Origin of the sequence: Nocardia sp. NPDC047038 (genome assembly GCF_040644075.1) — a bacterium.
GTDB lineage: Bacteria > Actinomycetota > Actinomycetes > Mycobacteriales > Mycobacteriaceae > Nocardia > Nocardia sichangensis.
On the sequence record NZ_JBEYVQ010000032.1, the window covers coordinates 12,621 to 34,701 of the forward strand.

The following is a 22,081-nucleotide window of genomic DNA, read 5'->3' on the forward strand; positions in this document are numbered from 1 at the left end:
TTTCCCGCTCGAGCTCTGCCCGTCCGGAGAATGCGTTCTGTTGCTCGACTACCTCGGTTTTTAGTCTCCAACCGGTCCAGGACGGTTCACGATTGGAGTCTGCAGCAGTTGTCTTGCCGCGGTGGTGTAGCGGATGGCGGTGGTGGGGTCGAGTCCGAATACGGCGGCGAGATGCAGCGGGTCGGGGCCATGTGTCAGGGCTTCTTCGAGTTGGCGGTCGATGCGGAGCCTTTCGATGGTGGCGTGCAGGCCGCGGCATGGTATCCGGATCCATGTTGTGCTGACCGGGGTTGTTTGCAGTGCGGTGTGCTTGTTGATGATCAGGTGCGGGTTGACGGTGACCGGCCATCGCGCGCGTCGGAAGTCGAGCCAGCTGATGAGCAGGTGGTGGGTGAGGTCGTCGAGCGGGCGTGGGTGCCCGGCGATGGTGAGGCGCCGGTTGCCGAGGTCGAGATCGTCGAGTTGGAGGTGTCGGATGCCTGCGGTGCGGGCGGCGTGGATCGCCGCCAACGCGATGATCAGCCGGTCGGCGGGGCGGGTCGCGCGGGCGATCGAGGTTTGGATCTGGTCGGCTGCGAGGGGTTGGGTGACCTTTCCGGTCCCGTTGCTGACCTTGATGCGGCTGGTGGGATCGCAGAAGATGACCCGATTGCGTTTGCAGTGACCGAACAACGAACGCAGCGTGCACATCAAGCATTCGCGGGCGTAGCCGTGACGCTGGGCGAGGACGGCGCGGATGTCCTCGCGGGTGACCTCGCGCAAGTGGTCGTAGCGGGCCGACCATTCCAGCAGCACGGGGTGGATGCGGTTGCCGTGGTTCCAGACGGTGCCGATCTTGCGGGCCTTGGTGCGCGGTCCGCCGCTGTGGAGGCACCGCAGCCACTTCTCGGCTTCGGTCGCGATGGCGGGGGCGACGTTGCCGAGTTTGCTCGCCAGCCATTGTTTGAACGCCGGCTCGCGATCATCGATCAGCACTTCCATCTCGCGCAGAACCTCAGCGACTCGATCGGAGGAGATCGCGCGGTGGCGCAGGCACGCGGTCATCGCGGAGTAGTGCACCGCGTCACCGGGAGCGTGGCGCGACAGCAGAATTCCCAGTCCGCGGTCGACGTTGTCGCGTGTTCGTTTCCCCCATCCCCGCCGTTCACCGAGTTGGTGAGCCAGGTACCGGCCCCACCGCAACCAAGGGTTGCCGCTGCCGTCCTCGCTGCGCTCGTCGATGCTGGTGTAATCCCGGATCAAGGGCCCGAACAACATCAGCTGGCTACAGGTGTCATCCGGGCGGACCGCCGGCGGCGGCACCGGTCGGCGAGGCCGGCCGGGCGGACGTACCGGCGGCGGCTGCGTGCGCCGGATGACGAGCAGCTCCGCGATGAACAGCTGGTGGTATCGGACCTGCTGCAACTGTCCGGTAACGGTGGTGTGCTCGCGACCGCCCGATTCGCGGGCAAGGATACGCGCCTGGTGCCAGCACAATCGACAGTAGCCGTGGCTCAATGCGACGCGGCGACGGCAACCGGTGCAGTCACCGACATCATGGCGGCGATTGAAGACGTGGCAGCCGACGCACAGTCCCTTCGCCCAATGCCTGCCCCAGGCCAGACAATCTGCGCAAGTGCGAACCACATAGCCGGAGTTACTCACTGCGGCGGCAACGAACGGCCGTCACGCCGCCGTGGCCTCACCACTTCCAGACCCGAAGCTGCAGCAGCCAATCCGGTGCTGGTGTCTTCTCGGGGCATACCGACCTTCTCCGGTTCCGGGATCAGCAGCTCGTCGATCGTGCAGCCGAGTGCCACGCAGATGGCATCGAGATCGGAGAGTTTGATGCTGACGGGGTTTCCCGACCACAGGCCCGACATCTTCCCGGCGCTGACCACCAGGCCGTGGTCGGCGAGCTTGCGCTGTAGTTCGCTGGCCTTCCAGATACCGCGGTTCGCGGCCGCCAGCCGCATGTTCCACTTCATGACAGCAGTCCTTCCAGACGGTGGGCAGCACGTTGCTGACCAGCGACCCAGGCGTCCTCGATCCGGGACCGGTGAACGTGGATGTAATTCAGAGTCGAGGCGATCCAGGCGTGCCCGAGCAGCTCCTGGATCGAAATCAAGTCCAGACCCGACAAATACAGCTCGCTCGCCGCGTAGTGCCGCAGCACGTGCGGGGTCAGCTTGTCCGCCCACGCCGGCAGATGCTCAGCCGCCGCGGCGGCCAGACCGGCCCGCAACGCGTCGTCGCCGACCCGGCGGCACGTGCCATCGGCGTTCTTGCGCTCCGACGGCAGCAACGGCGCAGCCGGTCGCCGGTAGTCATCATCGAAGTGACCCCACACGTCTTCGACATACCAGCGCAGCACCCGGTCAGCACCGTTGATCAACGGCACCATCCGCTCCCGCGGCCCGCTGCAGCGAGCCCCTTTGCCGATGCGCACATGCAACTTGCCGAATCGCCCCAGCTCCCACTTGATATCCGCCAAGTCCAGGCAGCGGGCCTCGTTCACCCGCAAACCGACCTTCGACATCAACTGCGAGGCAACATAATTCCGTGCCGTCGGCGCGAACTTGCGGCAGCTCGCCAGCTCCTCACGCCACCCGGCGAACAAGGTCTTGACCTCCGCCTCGCTCGGCGGAATCCGCAACCCCGCCGGTTTGCAACCGCGCGGCTTGTTCATCTCATCGATCGGGCACTCGACCACGCGCCCGGTCATCGCATGAATGTCGATCTTCTGCCGCAACTCCAGGAACTCGAAGAACGTCGTCAACGCCTGCGCCCGGCCCTGCCGGGTCGACCTCGCTCCACCGCGCAGCACCTTCCCGAAATACACGTCGGCGTCCGACGGCTCCATCTCCCACAACGGCCGACCGAACCACGCCCGCGTCTGCTCGATATGGTTCACATCCGAGCTGATCGTCGCGTCCGACAACCCGGCCGATGCCCGTGCCAGCACGAATCCTGCCAGTACATCGGTCTCGAGCGCCGCCAGCTCTTCCGGGCCCGCGAGCTCGCGCTGCCCGCGCAGATCCCGAACTGCCGCCAAACTCAACCCGCCACCCTCACCTTCGAATCAGACCACAGAAGCTCGGACCTGCCGAAGCTACCTCACAAATCCCGAAATCTAATCAAAACACGCAGAACCGCATCGAAACCCAAACGACCCAGCTCCCCAGGCCCGAGCACACACGGCAGCGGACGGAACCCACGGGTTATCTCTTATTCCTGCGCTCAGCTCACCGTGTCAGCGCGCCGATGCTGCATCTTGTAGCCATACGTCGAGGAGAACCTGTCGGCTGGTTGACCGGCAACCCGTCCACTGGACATATCGCTCTTGTGGGAGTGCTCCAAACCCGGCAGCATGTCGGCTCCATCTTGGTGAGCGAATTCGCCGCCCGCGCACGCGGGGCGGGCGCGGGCGAGCTGACCGTCACTCTTGATTCCGAGCCAGTCGGCCGCTGGGACCGGCGGCGCTTCTTCCTCCGTCAAGGCTTCCTCCCAGTCGGTCACAGCGCTCTACACTTCGCGCGGCCTCTCGACAACGCATCGCTCCGGTGACAACGCTTCGACGCGCCGGCATCGACGACCGGATGGCTTGCTCGTTGCTTCACTATCGCTCGCAGCCGGACAGATCACCGTGACCGGTCTCTGATGTCCAGCAGTACCGCGGTGGCGACGAGAACGCCGCTGAGGACGATCGGCATGGATATCTGGGATCTGTCCACTACCCCGACCAACGCCGAAGCCACGACCGCTTCCGTGAGGCCTACGGCGCCGACAGTGGCTGGCCGCAGATGACGAACCGCACGCCAGTACAGCGCAAACCCCGGCCCGAGTAGGGCCGCACCTAAGACCAGTTCGGTGAGCACGCGACCCCCGTTCCAGTTCGTCGACAGCAGCAGGGGTGTGGTGAGTACGCCAGCGACAGCGAGTTGAAGTCCGGCTGACATGGTCGGGTCGCGCTGGCGAGACGCGCTGGTCACCAGGACGATGAGAGCTGTCACCGCGGCGGCGCTGCCGAGCGCCAGTGCGCAGCCTCCGACTGCCTTGCCGGAACCGAGGTCCGCACCCGGTTGCCCGGCGACCAACGTGATGGCGACACCGAGCAGCAGAAGCTCGACCACGATTCCCACGCTCACGGGGCGCTTTCCGGTGCGCATGGCCAAGAGCAGCAACATGATGGGGGAGGTGAGGTGCAGGGCGACCACCACGGGCGCCGGCCCGATCGCCAGCGCGGCGGCGTAGAGCGAGATGTTGACGCCCTCGAACAGACCCAACTGTAGGAAGGTTCGGGAGTGTAAGCGCAGCTCACGCCATGGGCTTGCACCGCCAATGGCGGCAGTCAACAGCAGTGGGATCGCGGCGCCGAGCGCCACGAGCGGGCCTGCCCGACCGGAGCCGAGCAGAGCCAGACCAGCACTGAAGCATCCCCACAGACTCGTCGCCCCGACAAGTAGCGCAGCCGCCGAGGTCCGGGTTGCACCGAACTGCCACACTCTCGCCTCCCGCTGACGGCGTTCTTCGCTGACTCCAGAATGAACGGCGCTGTGTCGAACCAGCTCTGCGCTGACACACCTGGGCTCGAAACGGTTGAATCGGCTGGTTCGCCCCGGCCCGTCCCTGTCCCGAAAACGAGGGCGCACAACGAAGCCTGCGCGCGCTGGCCCGGCGAGGCTGCGCTTGAGTCCGGTGCCCGGCACCTGGGGGACGGATCCGGAGCCGTCTCGAGACATCGCCTCCGGGGCCGACAAAGCGGGCGCAGTGAGTCGATGCTGGTCACGTACGGCGTGGTGTCGTTCGCCATCTGCTGTCCGGCGTCATGATGCCGTGGTGACCTCAAGTAAGCCGCCGCCGCCGGAGTCACCGAAAGCGTCGAGAGATCAGCGGGCGCTCCGGACCGCGGTCGGCGCTGTGCGCCGCTGGGCCAACAAGGACTTGTGGACCGCGTTGGCGGCCATCACCACCGCGTCGGCGGCCGTCGGGGCGCTGGTGTTCACGGGTCTGAATCTGCGTGAGACACGGAACCAGTACGGTCTATCCCAGCAAGTGGAAATAACCGACCGTTTCGGTAAGTCCGTCGAGCATCTGGGATCGGACCAGCAGACCATACGACTAGGCGGAGTCTACGCGCTGGAGCGCATTGCGCGAGATTCCGCGGCAGACTCGCAAACGGTGGTCGATGTACTCAGCGCGTATCTGCGGGCGCGAGAATTAACCAATTGCGTAGATTTCAAGCCGCCGGTAGACACCTCTCCGGTTGCGGAGCCGCCACCGGCCGACCTGTGGGCCGCCGCAGCGGCCATCAGTCACACGTACACGCTGTTCCAAGACCACCGGCTCGATCTCCGGAAGACCTGCCTGGTCATGATCGATCTGTCCGGCAAGCGTTTCAGCCATACGGTCTTCATGCATGCGTGGTTGACATGGTCCAAGCTCTGCGCCGCCAAACTGGATGACACCAACTTGCAGGGCGCCCGAGTGGACTTTGCAAACCTGCAGGGTGCAGATCTTTCCGGCGCCAACCTCGGGTTTGCGAACCTGTCCAACTCGAGGTTGGACGGTGTGAACTTATCGGCGCTGAACGGCAGAGGCGCGAACCTGTCGCACGCAACACTGCACGACACGTCGTTACGGGGCGCGAACCTCTCGCATGCCGACTTTTTTATGGCGGACCTCAGTTTCGCTCATCTGGAAGGAGCGAACCTTGCGGATACCGATCTCAACGATCTCCTGAGCACCGACCATCTGACCTACGACGACAAGACGGTATGGCCCAAGGGGTACAAACCCCCACCCAGCGACTCCAGGCCCGTGATCCAGTACAGCGAACGGTGCTGATGCCGTGGAGGGCTTGAGGACCCCGTCAGGAGCCGGGGCAGTCCCGACTGATAGCCCAGTCTTTTTGGCGTGTCCGGTCATGTGACCGGTGCCTGTCTAATCGAGATGACCGATTATGACCGGGTGTATGACATTGTGGGCCAACGCCTCTGAGCGTTTGACTTGGTGCATGGCTGCAGGCGAGGAACCCGGTGGATCACCTTGGCTCGCACTCTGCGTCGATGTGCCCGAGGTCAACCAGCGGCGTGATGCGATCGGTGGCGCGCGTGTAGGTCATCGTTGGCCCGACGTCCAGATCTCGCACAAGCTCAGTGTCGCCTCTGCCCAAGCTGCGGCGAAAGGGCAAAGCCGATGAGTGTTGAGCATTGGCTGCGGGATGTGATTGCCGTCGCGCCGTCGATCCTGGTGGTCGTCTACATCGGCGTCGCGAACGCGTCTGTCTCCCATGAGCGTCCGCCCGCGTCGTGTGATTCGCTCCGCGACGCGGGCTGGACAATCCACCACCCGGCTGGTGCCGCTTCCTTTTCGACGGCGACCAGCTCGGGCTACATCGAGGGCGAGGAGAGTAGATGGGCAGGTCGGGGCCGATGGCGCTGATTTTCATCAATGGGACGGCCAGCACGAATTCTGCCTTTGATCTGAGGCAGGCGCTCGCCTTGGCTGATAGCCGACGGATGGACGTGCGTGGCTGCTTCGTGACTGGTCCCACTTGGCCGTCCGCGTTCCGGGACTTGATGCGCGCCGTTCGCGACTTGCCTGCGGAAGTGGTCGTTGTTACACGAGTCGAGGACAACCGGCTCAAGATCATCCGCGGGCGCTGCGCGGTGCTGGACGTTGATACTGGCAATGTCTTCTCGCCGCACGCCCTGCCGACGGAATCAGCGGTGCATGAGCGGCCGCCGTCTCGTGGAAGCATGAGTCAGCCGGTGATTCACCGTCCGTGGTGGTTGCGGGTGCCAGGAGGTCGCAGGGCAGCGGGGCGCTATGCGGCACGAAACCCGAGCACTGGAGTTGTCCACGCACCGTCCAGAGCCGCAGATCACTGTCGCTGACGGTCTGCGGTTTGAAGGTTCCACGGTGCGTGGCCGGAATCCCTCGAGGATGCCCACCTTGAGGGATTCACTTCGGCCCCGTAGCGCGTGATACGCCACTGCGCGGCGGAGCCGAGGGTGTCCTGGACCAGTCCGGGGCCCTCCCAGAAATGTCCGTGCGACACGCTCGAAGAGGCGCTGTGTTGCGCGGGCAAGGAGTTCCCGGATCCGACCCCTCATCCGGGTCCGGGGCTCCGATCGGGCATCCGCCTGGCATGTCGCGCTCGGGCATCGGCAATCGCGTGAGCCAAGCGGGCCCGCAGCGGGTTGCGCCCGGGGCCGGGCGACACGCAGTGCGCATGTCCTGACGCTTTGATCCGCCGCCCTGCGCGCTCGTGGCACAAGGCGGCAAGCCACCACCTCTGGACCGGGGGGTAGCAGTCCATTCCGCTCGGGCTAATCGCAGCGAATAGCGACGAGCAGCACGACAGCCACGTTCGTGCGCAGTGAAGGCCGGATGTGGCGGGCTCGACGACGAAGGAACACCACATGGGTGACTACGACGACACCAACGAGACCACCGAGTCTGCCTATGCGTCGATGCTCGAATTCGCTACTCGTTATGAAGAATTCGGCGACTTGGCGGCCAAACTTCGGGCTGCCGGGCCGCTGGCTCCCCGGGTGCAAGGCACCCCGATCATCCTGGACACCGACATCGGTGGTGACCCGGATGACGCGTTCGCACTCACATGTGCCGCACGCGTGCCCGAACTGGCGTTGGTCGTCACCGCTGATGAAGTCCGAGGCAAGCGCGCATGTCTCGCGCGTCACTTGCTGGATCTTGTGGGGCGTCACGACGTCCCTGTGATCAGGGGCGCCGACCTGGGGAACACCCGATACTGGAGTGCCGAAGGACTGATTCCCGACCACATCGCCACGCAACCGAGTGACGTGCTAGCTGCGGTCGGGGCGCTGTGCGCAAGCACCGACGGTCCGGTCCGGTGGGTAGGGTGCGGGCCCCTGACAAACCTTGCCAACATCCTGCGTACCTCCCCGAAAGTCGCAGAGCAGCTGGTAGTTACGCAGATGGGCGGTGTCCTGAGCTATCCGAATCCGGCGCGCGCCGAGCACAATTTCCGGCTCGACCCCGAGGCGGCTCGTTGCGACGGCCCTGGCGCTGACGCTGGTGCCCGCTGATGTGACCTTCACCGAAGAGATCGCTATCCACTCAGACACCAACCTCTACCGCAGGCTCGCCGCGCCCGACGCACCGGACTGGGCAGCTCTACTCGCTGATCACCTCGACCGATGGTTCGCTCTGTTTTACCCATCGAGCAAGCAGCACGACCCGCTCGCCCTCACGGTCGCTCTCGAGCTGCCCTTCGTCGAGCTGTCCCGGTTCCCGATAACGGTCCGCGCCGACGCGCGCACGAGCGCCGAGCGTGACGGGCAACCGACCTGGGTGGCCACCGGAGCCGACTACCCCGCATTCCGCCGATGGCTGACGGCGCAACTCACCGACGTGGGCCTCTGATGCATACCAGCAATCGATATCGGCGGGTGTGGGCGGTAGTCGACGATGGCGAAGAACAGCGTGCGTTCCAGCAGGACGAGCGCGTCCTCGTGGTCGGCAACGGCGGCTCGGCGGCGCAGACAGAACACTTGGTCGCCGAGTTGGTGGGCCGGTTCGAGTCCGAGCTGACCCCATTGTCAGTGATGGCGTTGACTGCAGATTCCGCGGTCGTGCCGCCCCGGGATAGTGGCGAAGGTTCACTGCCTCCATTTCAGCGGCGAGGTGGACAGGGCTGCGTCGGCGATGCGGATCGCGCTGGTGGTCTTGAGCTTCGCGCGGGAGTCATCGATCCATTCCCGCATAAGAGTGTTCCCCGTGGCCTGGTATTCCAGGGCCTGGAACAGGCATTCGAGGCGGTCTGCGTCGCGGGCGCAGACCGCCTCAAGAGTGGCTTGGGATTCGAACTCGGAGACGGTGCTCTGCAACAGGTTTCGCACTGTGTCGGGCATGCGTGCCACTTGAGCGGCCGTGACGGCGTTGTGGTCGACGCTGGGAAGGAACGGTTTGCTGGTCTTGTTGAGGTCGCGGGTGCGGGTCTCCTGGGAGTCATGCCAGATTGCCATGTGCGCGGCCTTGGCGGCATCGCCGCCTTCGAGAGCGGCGATCAGTGCCGCCAGTTGCGCGGTGCGGCAGGTGTGGTCGGCTACCGATTCCGGGTCGCTGATCTGCGCGTCGATCCAGCCTTTACGCGACTCACGTTTGAGCACGCCCATCTCGTAAGCGAAGGCGGCGATCTCGGCTGCGGCGTCAGGGCCGAGCGGGTGTTCATCCATGGTTGTTCCTCCGCGTTATCGGCTGGACAGGCGTACTGCGTATGCCACGTTAGCCAGGTTTTGACGGGCCTGAGCCATCAGATCGGTGTCGGCGTTCATCCGGTCGACCGCGGTGCGGGTCGCTTCCCGCAAGGCGGGGTTGGTGGTGAGCAGGTGCGGATGGCTGGCGATCAGGTCGGCGAGGGTGTGAACGTAGAGGTCGGCTTGGTCGGTGCCGGGCTGGAGCCGGTCGAGCAGGTGCCGCAGCAGTCGCTGTCCAGACCAGTCGGCCGGGTCGGCGCGAATCATCGCGTGGTCGTCGAGGACGCCGCCGGGCAGCTCGCCGACCCAGTACGCATAGTAGGTCAGGTTCGCTTGGGCCTGCGCCTCGTCCAGATGGGTCAGGTAGGCGCGCAAAGGGTCTCGATCGCCGGTGGCGGCCAGCGCGATCGCCGACGACCGAACTCGCAGCGAGCCCTGGGTGTCAGTGTCGCTCGTCGCCTGTTGGGCGCGGGTGAGTTCGCTGGTGAGCCAGTCGGCCGACTCGGTGTGGTCGTCGAATCCGAGCAGGTAGATGGCCTGGCGGCGAAGCAGCCCGTCGTCGGGCCATTGACAGCGGTCGGCGACGTCGAGCAGGTGGTCGAAGAACAGTCTGCGATCGTCGGCGGATATCACGGGGGACGAGGGTCTGGGGCCGTGGCCGCGGTGATCGGCCAAGTCTGCGAGCTGGGCTGGTGGGTGGCCGGTGAGAGGCCAGGTGATCAAGTTCGCGAGGGTGCGCTGGTGCACGCTCACCGCGAGCGGGTGCGTCTGTGTGTGGATTGCGGCGGGGCTGATGCTGACGGTGTCCCCGATGATCAGGTCTGCCTCCAGCGCGTCGCCGATCAGTGCGAGAGCGTGCGGTGGTGCGCCATGGCGGGTCAGCAGCATCCGCAGCCGCGTCAGGTCACCGGCGCGGAGGTGGGCCAATGGCCGTCGGCCGCTTTCCCACCCATAGACGGTGGTTTGGTCGACGCCGAGAAGTTCAGCGAATTCGGTTTGTGTGAGACCGGTGGACTCGCGCAGCAATTTCAGCAGGAACCCGGACACGGCACCGTGCAGACGCGAGCTTTGATTGCGGGTCGGTGTATCGCGGGGCGGGCCCATGGGCGGTCCTGTGTCGATGATCGGCGGCGAGCCTCTACTCGTACTCCCGGTCAGTTCAGCGTCCGGCCTGGTCAGCATACCGTCGAGAAGGCGGTCCAACAGCGTTGTGACCGGACTCGGCTCCCACCGCACGCGCAGCCAATGAGCTTGGCGCGAAGCGTATCTCAACCGTGGCATCAACGAAGGAGTGTGCCTGGAATGAAAGATCGAACACTGCCACCGCATCCACGGTGTACCACCGCGGGTGGTGATCGCCGATGACGCGGCGGGTGCTGGTGCTTGGGCACAGCACGGGCTTGATCGAGGCGCTCGCCCGCATCGCCACCGATGTCCCGGAAGTGTTTCTGCTGGTGGAGCCGTCGGTGCTGGAGGCTCATCCTGGTGAGTTCGAGCATCCGGTGGTAACCGAGATCCGCACCGCCCGGTTCATTTTCAGTGATGAAGCGGTCGAGGCCGGGGCGGCGTGGCATACCGAGGTCGGATTCGACGCGGTGCTGCCGGGCAAGGAGCATGCGGTGCGGGCCGCGGCTGCGATCGCCGACAAGCTCGGCCTGGGCTACCCGGGCGTGAAAGCCGTGCAAGCGTGCACAGACAAGCTGATCTTCCGGCAACTGGTCAACGGTGCGGGGTTCCCGACGCCCCGGTTCCGCGCGGTCGACACCATTGCCGAGGTGTGCGAGTTCTTCGACGCCTGCGCGGGCACTCCGATTGTGCTCAAGCCACGTAATCGCAACGGCTCGTTGGGCGTGCGCTTCATCGACGACCGTGACGACATCCCGGTGGCGTGGGATCAGTCGGTACAGACAGATGAGGGCACATTCAAACCGCTGGACCGCTCGCTGGAGTGGACGTATCTGGTCGAAGAGTACCGATCCGGTCCGGAGTTCTCCGTCGAAGTGCTGGTGCAAGCCAGGGAGATCATGTTCGTCAACATCACCGGCAAGACGGTAGGCGAACTGCCCTGGTTCCCGGAGATGGCGCACCAGGTTCCGGCGGTGGTGCCGAGTCCGCTGCACGCGCTGCTGTCCAGCAGTACGCGGCGATTGGTGGAGGCGCTCGACGTGAGCGAGGGACTGTTGCATTCGGAGTGGCGGGTTCATGGCGGGCGCGCCTACCCGATCGAGTGCGCGGTTCGGTTTCCCGGTGACCGTATCCCGTGGCTGATCGAACTTGCCTACGGAGTCAACCTCGCCGACGCTTGGCTGCGCTGCCTCACTCACACGCAGCCGCGGATCGACGCGGTCGCCGAGCGATGTGCGGCGATCCGATTCCTCCGAGCCGAGCCTGGCGTGGTCACGGCTGTGCATGGGCTCGAGGAGTTCCAGACGGCGCATCACGTGCTGGAGGTATCGGCGCCAGAACTGGGCGACCTTCTCCCAGAAACACGGGATTCGCATTCGCGGCCGGGGTTCGTGGTCTTCGACGCCGACACGCTCGAGGTCCTGACATCGGCAGCAACTGACTTCGACGCCATGGTACGGGTGGAGACGAGGCAACCATGACCGGGTTCGAGGGCATCGACGCCGTCCTCCTGGACTGGGATGGCGTACTGCACTACTGGCAGGGCGACGGCGAACGCGAAGGTGAACAAGCCGAAAGCCTGCCCGCCAACGCGATCGCATCCGCCGCGTACGGCACCGACGCCTACGAATACGCCAAACTCGGCATCTTTACCGACGCGCAGTGGCGTGATTCGGTGGCCGAAAACCTGGCGCGGCGGTTCGATGGCCGCGGCCGTGAGGCGGTGCGGATGTGGAGCGCCGACCGCGGGCACCTGGCCGATGGGGCCATCGAATTCTTGGCGCAGCTGCGGGAGCGGTTTGTGGTGGCGCTGCTGAGTGACAGCACCGACATCCTGGTTGCGGACCTGGAGCGGTTCGGCGTCGACACTGCCTTCGACCATATCTTCGTGTCTGCACGCGCTGGGATGACCAAGCCCGCGCCGGCGCTGTATCAGCACGCCGCCACCGCGATGAGCGTGCCCCCGGCCAGAATTCTCGTCGTAGATGACCTACTGGTGAACCTGCCCGGCGCACGCAGTGTCGGCATGCAGGTCGCGCATTTCAGCTCACGGTCGTCGTTGTCGTCCTTCGTCCATGAACACCCGATACAGGAGGAACCTTGTTCGTTTGGCTGAATGGCAGTTTCGGCGCCGGAAAGACGTCGATCGCGAAGGAGTTGGTCGCGGCCGACCCGCAACATTGGCGGCTGTTCGATCCCGAGTTCGTCGGGTTCATGCTGCGCGCACAGTACCCCGACGCGGAGGCCACCGACTTCCAGGACCTTCCGTCGTGGCGGCGGCTGGTTCCATTCGTCGCCGACGACATCGCCACCGAGACAGGACAGCACTTGGTGATCGTGCAGACGGTGCTGAACCAAAAGTATTGGGCCGAGATCGCGACCGGAATCACGAAGCTAGGGCATTCGCTGCATCACGTGCTGATCGACGCCAGCCCGGAAACGCTGCGGCAGCGGATCAGCGAGGACGAGGTCCTGCATCGCGCGGCCAGTTGGCGCCTGCAACACGTGCCCACCTACATCGCCGCCCGCAACGACTGGCTCGCTAATGCGGCCGATCTCGTGATCGACACCACCTCCCTGAGCCCGCTGCGTGCCGCCGTCGAGATCACCGAGGCAATCGGGCGGTGGGCCAAAGATGACAACCCGGAGGGTTCTGATGACGATCCGCAGTGACGATCCCGATCTCGCCGCCGGGCCAGCACTCGACGCGGCCCCGGCCACAGCGGTCGCGCGGATCCGCGAAGACTGCCAGCGCAACGGTTTCGCCCTGTTCACCGTCGAGGACCCTGCGGTGACCGGTCGGGCGGTCCTGGCCGAGACGGCTCGGCTGCTCGAACTCGGCACCACCTACGTACCAGCGGTCTACGCCACCGACCCGGATCGATTCGGCTACGACGCCGACGGGTTCAACACCATCTCGCCGACGCCGACCACGACCGGTCACGGGTCGTTCGGCACCTGCGCGGCGCAAGGATTCCACACTGACGGCACCCTGGAACCGATCGGCCATGTGGGAACGTCGCTGTTGTGGTTCGATCGCGCCGCGCGCGCGGGCGGGCACACCACGATCTTCCGCGCGATCGAGGCATTCGAAGACCTTCGGCGTATCGACCCGGCCGGAGCGGCAGCATTGACAACCGACGACGCCCTCACCCGGGTAGCGAGGTCGTTTCAGCCACCACCCAGAGCGTCCGGGCCGGCGTTCGCCGAGCTGGACGGGGGCGGCCTGCGTACGCGGTGGGCCGATGACGGCACCGAGATCTGGCAGCTGGCAGGGAGCCTCGGCGAACAGCGCGCGTCCGCCGTCGAACGACTGCGGGCGATGTCGCAACCCGGCGGCCGATACCGACAGGACCTCGCGATTCCGTCACGAACCGGGCTGGTGCTGTGCAACGGGCGGATCGCACACGGCCGCACCGCCTTCACCGCCGGGATCGGCGAGCGAGTGCTGATCCGCGGTCTGTACACCCAGGAGGTGGCGTAATGGATTCGGCGGCAACGCTTCTGCAACAGCGCCGCGCCAGAGGCCTCGAATTCACACAGGAGCAGTTCGCAGCACTGCTGGCCCCCGGCACGCCGGATGCGGTAGTGGCGGCGCTGCTGACGACGCTGGCGATGAGCGGCCACAGCGATTCCGAGGCAGCGGCGCTCACGCAGGCATACGTGGCATCCGGAAGACAGGTGACGTGGCCGGATGCCACACAGGTGGTCGACAAGCACAGCACAGGCTGTGTCGGTGACGACGTGAGTATCGTGCTCGCGCCGCTGCTGGCCGCCACCGGCCTGCGGGTCGCGAAGATCACCGGATCGGCGTTGCGGCACTGCGGCGGCACTCTTGACAAACTGCGCTGCATCCCTGGGCTACGGCTGGATCTGACGGTGCCCGAGTTCGTCGGCTGCATCGAGACTGTCGGGTTCTGCGTCGCGGGCCAATCCCCGGAGCTCGTGCCGGCCGACGGCCGCACCTATGCACTGCGTGAACGCACCGGCACCGTCGATGTCGCGGCGTTGATCGCGGCCAGCATCATGAGCAAGAAGCTCGCCACCGGCGCCGCGACGATCGCGCTGGAAGTCAAGTACGGGCCGGGCGCACTGGTGGCCACCGAAGCCGACGCCGACGAGTTGGTTCGGTTGATGCGCGCGATCGGCGAATCCGCGGGCCGGCGGATGCTGATGTCGACCTGCGACGCCTCGCAGCCGCTCGCCCCTGCCGCTGGACCGCTGCTCGAGCTGCGCGAAGCCGTCGCGGTGTTGCGCGGGGGCGGGTCGCCGGTGTTGCGCGAGCACGTGACCGGGTTGGCCGAGCAGATCCTGCACGCCGTCCCGGCAACGGATTCCGCGAAGCCTGCTCGCACGCGCATCGACGACGCCTTGAATTCCGGCGGCGCCTACGAGATGTTCTGCCACTACGTCGACCATCTCGGTGGGGACGTGGAGTGGCTGGACAACAGCCTCGAAACCACCCGCGCGCCCGCTGTGGTCACCTCCCATGCACTGCGGGCGGCGGTGTACATGGGCATCGATGCCCGTCCCGTCGGTGAAGCCGCCCAGACCCTCGCCGCTCTCGACGCGACGTGCGGTGTCCGGATCCTGGCCGAACCAGGGCAACCGGTCTCGGCGGGACAACCTGTCCTCGAGATCCACGCTCCCGATCTGGTTTCCGGTCGCGCGCATGCCGATGTCCTCGGCCGTCATTGCCACTTCCACGACTGAGGCCACTGTGCATACAACCAACCTCCACCCAGCCGGTGGTGTCGCCACGGATCCGCTCGGATACCTGGCAGAGATCACCGCCCGCATCGCCGCCACCGAGCCGCTGAACCGGACGGCGATCAACCTGGTTCCCAGCGAGAATCGGATGAGTCCGACCGCGCATGCGCTGCTGGGCACCGACTACAGCAACCGCTACCACTTCCACGAAGACCCGGCCGCCGGGCAGTGGGAGTTCCGTGGCGGAGAGCCGATTGCGCAGTTGGAAGTTGCTGGCCGCGAGGCTTTTTCACGACTGCTGCGGACAAACGCGGAGTGTGTGAACCTGCGTCCGATCTCGGGGCTCAATGCCATGATGATCGCGCTGACTGCCCTCGGCGGCGCACCGGAGTCGACGGTGGTGTCGATTTCCCAGGCTAGTGGCGGCCACTACGCCACTGGTGAGCTGATCGGCCGGTTCGGGCACCGATGGCGGCCGGTCGACTGCGTCGACGGGCACATCGATCTGGGCCAGCTCGAGCGACTACTGGCTACCGGATCGGTGTCGCTGGTGTACGCCGACTTGCAGAATTCCCGGCATGTGCTGGACACCGGCGCGGTAGCGGAGCTGGTGGACCGCTATCCGCCGGCCCGGCTGCATGTCGACTGTAGCCACACGCTGGGTCTTGTGCTCGGCGGTGCGCACCCCAACCCGCTGGACTATGGGGCGGGATCGATCAGCAGTTCGATGCACAAAACGTTTCCCGGCCCGCACCGAGGACTGCTGGCCACCCGCGACAAGACCACCCATGCTTTGCTCCGCAAGGCGCAGGTCACGATGGTCAGCAGCCACCACTTCGCCACTGCGCTGGCCGCCGCGTGCACGGCGCTCGAGTTCGAGACCTACGGCAACGGCTACGCGTCCGCGGTGATCGCCAACGCTCGGGTGCTGGCGGCATCGCTGGCCGACCACGGCTTCGATGTCGCCGGGGCCGAGTCCGGATACACCGACACCCATCAAGTCTGGGTGCGCGTGAAAGACCCATTCGGTGTATCGGACCAATTGGCGCGCTGGGGCATCCGGGTGAATGTCCAACGGGATCTGCCCGGAAACCCGGGGCCGATGTTCAGGCTCGGGGCAGCAGAACCCACGGTGCTCGGCGCCACCGCTACCGAGATGCGGGACCTGGCCGCAGTGATCGCGATGGCCCGCGACGGGCACACCAGCCGGGTCACCGCCCTGGTGAGCGAGCTGCGCGCTCGGATCGGACGGCGTCCGTGGTGGTCTCGCACCGCCGGACCGGACGGGGTGTGGCTGTGACGACAGTGGTCGTGCTCGCGGCCGGGGCCGGGCGACGGTTCGGGGCGGCGTATCCGAAAGAGTTGCATGCGCTGCGTCCTGGAGTAGCAGTGATCGATCCCCTCCTCGACGCGCTCGAGACGATCCCGTTGCCGGAGGTGAAGGTGGTGGTCGTAGTTTCGGCGGCGAAGTTCGCGCTGGTGCGCCACCTCGAGCGCTTTCGCGGTGACACGGCATTTGTGCTCCTGCCGCCCTCGGAGGTGGAGCGCGGATTAGGGTCAGGGCTGCTGGCCGCTGCACCGTGGTGTGACGAGACTGTGCTGGTCTGCCTGGGGGACCAGGTGTTCGTGTCCGATCCGGTGCTGGCGCTCAACGACGCAGCCGGCCGCGTCGGCAACGGTGATCCCATCGCCGTCGTCGCGGCCGGTACCCGTGATCCGGAACGGTTGCGCCGTGAGGGAGCCTTGACCATCGCCGACGACATCGTGATCGCGGCCGCCGAGAAGCCGACGGACACAAGAAGGTTCAACGCTTGCTGGTCGGCGCTGGCTGTGCGGAAGCCGATGCTCGCTCCGCTGGCACACGGGCTGTGCGCCGGTGTCACCGACTGCCTGATCGGCGCACCGGTGGTGTGGGGACCGGACTTCTTAAATCTCAACGAGCCCGCCGATGTATCGGCGGCAGCGAGAGCAGGTGCCTTGCCATGATCACGCTGCTCTTCGACGCCGGGGCCTATTCACTGGGCCAAGCCACCACCAGCGGAATCGGGTTGCGGGTCGCCGAACTCGCCACCGCGATGACCGGCCAGTTCTCCGTCTATATCTACAGCCCCGCCACCAGTGATCAAGAGCCAGTCGATGTCGGAAACGCCGAGCTGGTCACCGACGAGAACGACTGGCCGGGTCTGCTCACCGATGCGGATGCAGTGTTCTTCTTCGACATGCCCGACCCCGGCCGAATCGAACAGGCCCGCCGGGAGGGCAAGCTGATTGTGTCGGAGAACGCGCCGCCGATCGAGCAGCTCGAGTATCCACGATTTCGCCCAGGTGGTGTTTTCGACACCGACACCTATCAACGGCTCGTCGACACCTACCGGTACCAGCTGACCCACAGCGACCTGTTCATCGCCCGCTCACACGTCGAGCGCACTACACTGGTCGCGAATTTGGCCGCCTACGGTCTGCTGACCCCGCAGGACTTGAACCGATCACGGCAGCTCGACCACCGCATCACCACCATCCCGATCGGCTACAGCACCGCCGCGCTCCACATGGCGGCCCGCGCCCAGGGCGAGACGAGGCACGGGCGAGCTGAGGTGCTGTGGACCGGCGGGCTCTGGACATTCATGGACCCGGTCGCGGCGGTACGCGCAGTCGCAACAGCCTGCGCTGGCGGAGTCGATGTCGGCTTGCGGTTCCTACACGCTGCAGCCCACCCCGACAGCGATACCGTGCTCGCCGAAGTCGCCAAGGCCGCCGACGATCTCCGGATCGCCGATCGCGTTGTGCTGCACACAGACCCAGTGCGCCACGATGACCGAGACCGCTACCTGCGTCATGCCGCCGGACTGATCTGCCTGGCACGTCCCGGGATCGAGAACCAGACCTGCGTGCGGCTCCGCGCCCGCGATTCGCGCCTGTACGGGCTGACGCTGCTGGTCGATCCATTCGGCGCCACCGCCACCGAACTGACCGCCGACGGGCTGGCCGTCGCCGTCGACCCCGCCGACACCGGTTCGATCGCAGACTATCTCGCGGTGCTGGTATCGGACCGGCCACCACGCCCAGTCACCCCGGAGGAGTGGGCCTACGAGCACACCACCGAACCGCTCGTCGCGCAACTGCGGCAACGACTGAACTAACAACCAGACAGGGGATTTTGTCATGCCAGCACGCTGGAACGGCTGGACCACCGCCAGCACCGCGGCCAACCCACGCCGCGACCTGCACCACCATCAGCTCGTCCGTGGCTCCGGCTGCGAGGTCTGGGACATCTACGGCCGCTGCCACCTCGACGGTGTCGCCGGCGCCGGCAATACCCCGTTCGGTCACGCACACCCGCGGATTACCGAGGCGGTCACCGCGCATCTGCGGCAGCTGGCACACGTCGACGAAACCCTCGCCGCGCAACAGCCCGCAGAAGAACTCATCGACGCGCTGGCCGACCTCACCGGCCTCGACGACTTCGTGTTCGTCAATTCCGGCTCCGAAGCGATCGAGGCCGCGATCCGCATCGCCATGGACTACTGGAGCCACCGCGGCCAACCCCAACGCGACACCATCATCGCCTTCGCCCGCGGCTACCACGGCTGCACCGCCCTGGCGGCCGCGCTGTCCGGCCTGCCGATCCTGCGCACCGAGTGGGCGACCGCACCCCGGGTGCGGCATGTGGAACTCACCTCCCAGCATTACCCCGACCACCCCGGTGCAGCTGCGGCGCTGGCCAGCGAATTCGCTGCGGCGATCACCACCGCCGGGCCACAGCGGGTGGCGGCGGTGATCGTGGAGCCGTTCCTCAACGTGGGTGGCGGAATCGTCCTGCCCGAAGGGTTTCTCAACGAACTACGGATAGTTGCAGACAGTTTCGGCACTCTGATGATCGTGGACGAAGTGTTCACCGGATTCGGTCGCAGCGGCTCGGCGGCGTTCGCCGTCAACGCGATGCACACCCCGCCTGACATCCTGGCCATCAGCAAAGGCATGACCAACGGCGTCGTCCCGATGGGCGCCATGTGCCTGCGCCGCAGCATCCGTGACCAATTCGGCGACGCCCCACTGCGCTACGGGCACACCACCTCCGGCCACGGCCTCGCCTGCGCGGCAGCGCTGGCGACCATCGACCTGCTGCGCACCGACGGCCTCGCACATGCCGCCGCCACCGCCCACTGGTTCGCCACCAACTTCCGACAGAGCCTGCGCGCGTCGGGAATCGTCGATCTGCGCACTTATGGGGCCGTCGGTGTCGCTGAATGCGACAACGTCGAGCGGGCGGTGGCGATCGCCGCGGCCGCACGCCAAGGCGTTGTGTCCAGCGGCGGCCTGATCGTCGGCTGCAAACAGAACGCGCTCATGCTCACACCGGCGCTCAACGCCACACCCCAGCAGCTCGCCACGATGGCCGCGCAACTGAAGCTCGCGATCGCGAACGTCGAAATCTACGGCAGGAGCGTGTACGCATGACGACTCACGCCACCGGCCTACCAGCACTGCCACCCGCACCGGCACGCGCGGCCGACGATTTTGAGTACATCCCGTGGTGGACCACCGCCACTATGAGCAGCGTTCTGGACGACATCGACACGGCCACTTGGTGCCTTCTGTACGATCTGATCGCTGGCACCGCCAATATCTCCACAGGCTGGCCGCGCACCGCTGCGGACACCGTCGCGGCGGTCATGGAAGCGCTCTGGACGCGGCAACCGATCCGTCACACCACCGACCCGGGCCATCGCCACGTTCCCGAACGGTTCACCGCGCTGAACTGTGCGGACCCCGATCTCGGCACGGGTCGGGTGGCTGCCGCCTGGTGCGTCGCGCGGCTGGCCGTTTACGCCCGCCACCTTCCCCACAGCGGCGTCGGGTGCCGTCACCACCAACTCGCCGAGGTGGCCACCACCGCGCGGCATATCCTTGCCTCCGACGAAGGCAGCTGGCTCTACACCACGTCGTTAGCTGCCCGCTACGACCATGACCGGCCCTTCGCCACACCGGAATTCACCGCCGCGATCACTATAATCGCCCGCAGCCGACTGTCCGGGCGCGACACCATCGAGTTCGGTGCCGGGACCGGCGCAATCACCCGCATCACCGCACCGCATACCCGCAACCTTATTGCCATCGAACCCGCCATCGGCATGCGAGCGGTCCTACAACAGCACACCAGCAATTTCGACCATGTGCAGGTCCGCAGCGAGGACTGCATGAGCGTAGGCCTGTCGGATGCCTGCGCCGATGTCGTATACGAACACGCCGCACTCTGCTTCGTCGACGAGCCACTATTCGCTGTCGCTGAAGCCGCGCGGCTGCTGCGCCCCGGCGGCGCATTCGTCCGAATCATCTCCACTACCGAGCCACCCGAACCGATCACCGTATTCAACGCGGCTTTCCACGCTCAGCTGCGCCTCCTCGGCCATGGCCCAGGCCGAATCGTCAGCTCCGGCAACGATCACCGCATCACCGACTGGCTCTCCGCCGCGGGTATCACCACTCAAATCGACACCATCGCCACCTGGACCAGCCAACAGCCACTGCACCGCCTCATCGCGCCACTGCTCAACGGCAGCTACCCGTACCTGGCCGCGATCCCCAGCGACGAGCGCCGCCGCGCGATCGACGGTGCCCTGACCGCGACTCGCTTGGACGGTGACTCCATCATCCGGAGCGCGCACGCCGTGAAGACCGCGTCCTCGCCTCTGGACAGCGCTGCCCTTCGCATGGCCGGAGCCGGCCGATGAAGTTCGAGCAGATGGGCGTACACGGCCGTCGAATGGTTGATACGCGGCGTGCTCGTATGCCCTGCGGATCTCACGCATCAGCTGATGGCAGCGTTCTACCCTCCGGCCATCATCGAGACGATGCGAACGATCAAAGCGATGTTCAACCTGCCAGGGTCACCGCAGCAGCCGAGGATGTCAATCTGCCAGCGACGGTGCGGAATCTCAGAACCGTGGCGGATCCGCCACGGCACCGCCAAACGTTCTGAGATTCCGATACGGGTTTCGAGACTCTACTGTAGGGTCTCAAAATTCGTGGCATCTGGCGATGCCGTGACCTGTGGTTCTGGTTGAGGTCTCATGTGGCGGCCGCGGTCTTCAGTCTCAGAGTGATGACATTTCCTCGGCGACAGGCGCTATGGCGGGCTTTGATAGGTGGTGCTGGTTCGTCGGGTGTAAGCGGCCATGACATCCTCTGGCGTCCGCTGGCACTCACCGCAGCGAATGCTTCGCAGCTGCCCGGTAGTAGTCAACTGCAGGCATTTCCCCCATATCCAATCGGGCGGCGGGTATGGAAGCCTGACTCTCGGTTGTAACGGTCACAGCACGCCGATCTCGTATAACAACTCAGTTCGATGAAGTACTCGGTACGAACGATGAGCGAGCCGAGTAGAACATTGGTTGGCCTGTTCGCTGCCGGGAGCTGGACGTGGCGATGCGGGTACCGAGTGAGGTGGATGTTCCCTGAATCTCATCGATCTTTCGTATCTGGACTTCAATGAGAATGACGTGCGCATGTTGGCCCAGCATGTGCGTACCTTTGCCGACAGGGTCGCGAGTACGCACGCGTCGGCGACCTGTGTAATCTCGGATATGGGTGCGGTTCTTTCAGGACGCCCGCATGAGCAGTTGCCGGGGGAATGGGCGAAGCTCACATCACGCGTGGCCGAGGTGGATCGGGCCTGCAGGGTGGTGGCGACGTCGCTAGATCACGCGGCGGATCACATTGCAGCTGTCAAGGTCCTCGTGCTGGCCGAACTCCACAAGATGGTGGCGGCCTACGTGGGCGTTATGACCACACCTATTGCCGATGCCTTCAGGCTTGCTGTCGGCGAAATTACGTGCACCCTGTGCAAGAGCATGGAGGAGATGCTGGTCAGCTATGTTGTTGACGAGGTGATCAGTAAGGCGATCGGGTCTCTCGAAGACGCAGTTGTGTCGGCGTTCACGGAAATCCCCAGGTTGAGCCGGTTTTCGTTCACGTAATTCCGCAGGGTGCCGTTCACGTAATTCCCCAGCGGGAACGCGAGC

The 22,081-nt window shown here is 65.6% G+C and carries 22 protein-coding genes; 15 read left to right on the plus strand and 7 right to left on the minus strand.

The annotated features are described in order from the left end of the window. Positions 1-60: 60 nt before the first annotated feature. The 5 genes from ABZ824_RS38885 to ABZ824_RS38905 all read right to left on the minus strand — a co-directional run bounded on the left by ABZ824_RS38885 (position 61) and on the right by ABZ824_RS38905 (position 4,265). On the minus strand, positions 61-1,257 hold the full coding sequence (locus ABZ824_RS38885) for an integrase (RefSeq protein WP_356969835.1): 1,197 nt from the start codon (positions 1,255-1,257) through the stop codon (positions 61-63). A 383-nt stretch (positions 1,258-1,640) separates the two neighbouring features. Next, a complete protein-coding gene (locus ABZ824_RS38890) occupies positions 1,641-1,967 on the minus strand; it encodes a helix-turn-helix transcriptional regulator (RefSeq protein WP_356969837.1) in 327 nt (108 codons plus the stop codon). Next, positions 1,964-3,040: a site-specific integrase gene (locus ABZ824_RS38895; RefSeq protein WP_356969839.1), complete on the minus strand. Its 1,077-nt coding sequence runs from the start codon at positions 3,038-3,040 to the stop codon at positions 1,964-1,966. The genes ABZ824_RS38890 and ABZ824_RS38895 overlap by 4 nt, the downstream gene beginning before the upstream one ends. A gap of 179 nt (positions 3,041-3,219) precedes the next feature. Further along, positions 3,220-3,498 (minus strand): hypothetical protein, encoded by a 279-nt coding sequence (locus ABZ824_RS38900; protein WP_356969840.1) that lies wholly within the window; start codon positions 3,496-3,498, stop codon positions 3,220-3,222. A gap of 122 nt (positions 3,499-3,620) precedes the next feature. Next, on the minus strand, positions 3,621-4,265 hold the full coding sequence (locus tag ABZ824_RS38905) for a DMT family transporter (protein WP_356969842.1): 645 nt from the start codon (positions 4,263-4,265) through the stop codon (positions 3,621-3,623). Positions 4,266-4,818: 553 nt separating this feature from the next. On the opposite strand from ABZ824_RS38905, the gene ABZ824_RS38910 reads away from it, so the two are divergent. The 4 genes from ABZ824_RS38910 to ABZ824_RS38925 all read left to right on the plus strand — a co-directional run bounded on the left by ABZ824_RS38910 (position 4,819) and on the right by ABZ824_RS38925 (position 8,391). Further along, a complete protein-coding gene (locus ABZ824_RS38910) occupies positions 4,819-5,826 on the plus strand; it encodes a pentapeptide repeat-containing protein (protein WP_356969844.1) in 1,008 nt (335 codons plus the stop codon). Positions 5,827-6,177: 351 nt separating this feature from the next. Next, on the plus strand, positions 6,178-6,423 hold the full coding sequence (locus ABZ824_RS38915; protein WP_356969846.1) for a hypothetical protein: 246 nt from the start codon (positions 6,178-6,180) through the stop codon (positions 6,421-6,423). 983 nt (positions 6,424-7,406) lie between these two features. After that, entirely contained in the window at positions 7,407-8,054 is a 648-nt protein-coding gene (locus ABZ824_RS38920) for a nucleoside hydrolase (RefSeq protein ID WP_356969848.1), read from the plus strand. Beyond that, on the plus strand, positions 8,044-8,391 hold the full coding sequence (locus ABZ824_RS38925) for a hypothetical protein (RefSeq protein WP_356969849.1): 348 nt from the start codon (positions 8,044-8,046) through the stop codon (positions 8,389-8,391). Before ABZ824_RS38920 ends, ABZ824_RS38925 begins: the two co-directional genes overlap by 11 nt. A gap of 236 nt (positions 8,392-8,627) precedes the next feature. Here ABZ824_RS38925 and ABZ824_RS38930 read toward each other — a convergent pair whose 3' ends face one another. Both ABZ824_RS38930 and ABZ824_RS38935 read right to left on the minus strand, forming a co-directional pair. After that, entirely contained in the window at positions 8,628-9,203 is a 576-nt protein-coding gene (locus ABZ824_RS38930; RefSeq protein ID WP_356969851.1) for an HD domain-containing protein, read from the minus strand. A 15-nt stretch (positions 9,204-9,218) separates the two neighbouring features. Further along, a complete protein-coding gene (locus ABZ824_RS38935) occupies positions 9,219-10,271 on the minus strand; it encodes a helix-turn-helix transcriptional regulator (protein WP_356969853.1) in 1,053 nt (350 codons plus the stop codon). Positions 10,272-10,585: 314 nt separating this feature from the next. On the opposite strand from ABZ824_RS38935, the gene ABZ824_RS38940 reads away from it, so the two are divergent. From ABZ824_RS38940 to ABZ824_RS38990, 11 genes are all read left to right on the plus strand, one after another. Further along, on the plus strand, positions 10,586-11,830 hold the full coding sequence (locus ABZ824_RS38940) for an ATP-grasp domain-containing protein (RefSeq protein WP_356969855.1): 1,245 nt from the start codon (positions 10,586-10,588) through the stop codon (positions 11,828-11,830). Then, a complete protein-coding gene (locus ABZ824_RS38945; RefSeq protein WP_356969857.1) occupies positions 11,827-12,465 on the plus strand; it encodes an HAD-IA family hydrolase in 639 nt (212 codons plus the stop codon). The genes ABZ824_RS38940 and ABZ824_RS38945 overlap by 4 nt, the downstream gene beginning before the upstream one ends. Then, complete coding sequence (locus ABZ824_RS38950) at positions 12,450-13,022, plus strand: AAA family ATPase (RefSeq protein WP_356969859.1); 573 nt, start codon at positions 12,450-12,452, stop codon at positions 13,020-13,022. Before ABZ824_RS38945 ends, ABZ824_RS38950 begins: the two co-directional genes overlap by 16 nt. Continuing rightward, on the plus strand, positions 13,006-13,833 hold the full coding sequence (locus ABZ824_RS38955) for a TauD/TfdA family dioxygenase (RefSeq protein ID WP_356969861.1): 828 nt from the start codon (positions 13,006-13,008) through the stop codon (positions 13,831-13,833). The genes ABZ824_RS38950 and ABZ824_RS38955 overlap by 17 nt, the downstream gene beginning before the upstream one ends. After that, the gene (locus tag ABZ824_RS38960) at positions 13,833-15,062 is read left to right on the plus strand and encodes a thymidine phosphorylase (RefSeq protein ID WP_356969863.1); all 1,230 of its coding nucleotides are present in this window, start codon (positions 13,833-13,835) and stop codon (positions 15,060-15,062) included. The genes ABZ824_RS38955 and ABZ824_RS38960 overlap by 1 nt, the downstream gene beginning before the upstream one ends. A gap of 7 nt (positions 15,063-15,069) precedes the next feature. Next, entirely contained in the window at positions 15,070-16,359 is a 1,290-nt protein-coding gene (locus tag ABZ824_RS38965) for a hypothetical protein (protein ID WP_356969865.1), read from the plus strand. After that, a complete protein-coding gene (locus ABZ824_RS38970) occupies positions 16,356-17,045 on the plus strand; it encodes an NTP transferase domain-containing protein (protein ID WP_356969867.1) in 690 nt (229 codons plus the stop codon). The genes ABZ824_RS38965 and ABZ824_RS38970 overlap by 4 nt, the downstream gene beginning before the upstream one ends. After that, positions 17,042-18,199, plus strand: a complete 1,158-nt coding sequence (locus tag ABZ824_RS38975) for a hypothetical protein (RefSeq protein ID WP_356969868.1) — start codon at positions 17,042-17,044, stop codon at positions 18,197-18,199. The genes ABZ824_RS38970 and ABZ824_RS38975 overlap by 4 nt, the downstream gene beginning before the upstream one ends. A gap of 22 nt (positions 18,200-18,221) precedes the next feature. Then, positions 18,222-19,517 carry an aminotransferase class III-fold pyridoxal phosphate-dependent enzyme gene (locus tag ABZ824_RS38980; RefSeq protein ID WP_356969870.1) on the plus strand — a complete coding sequence of 432 codons (1,296 nt, stop codon included), beginning with the start codon at positions 18,222-18,224 and terminating at the stop codon, positions 19,515-19,517. Beyond that, positions 19,514-20,791 (plus strand): class I SAM-dependent methyltransferase, encoded by a 1,278-nt coding sequence (locus ABZ824_RS38985; protein WP_356969872.1) that lies wholly within the window; start codon positions 19,514-19,516, stop codon positions 20,789-20,791. Before ABZ824_RS38980 ends, ABZ824_RS38985 begins: the two co-directional genes overlap by 4 nt. A 768-nt stretch (positions 20,792-21,559) precedes the next feature. Then, positions 21,560-22,036 (plus strand): hypothetical protein, encoded by a 477-nt coding sequence (locus ABZ824_RS38990; RefSeq protein ID WP_356969874.1) that lies wholly within the window; start codon positions 21,560-21,562, stop codon positions 22,034-22,036. The last annotated feature ends 45 nt before the right edge of the window (positions 22,037-22,081 follow it).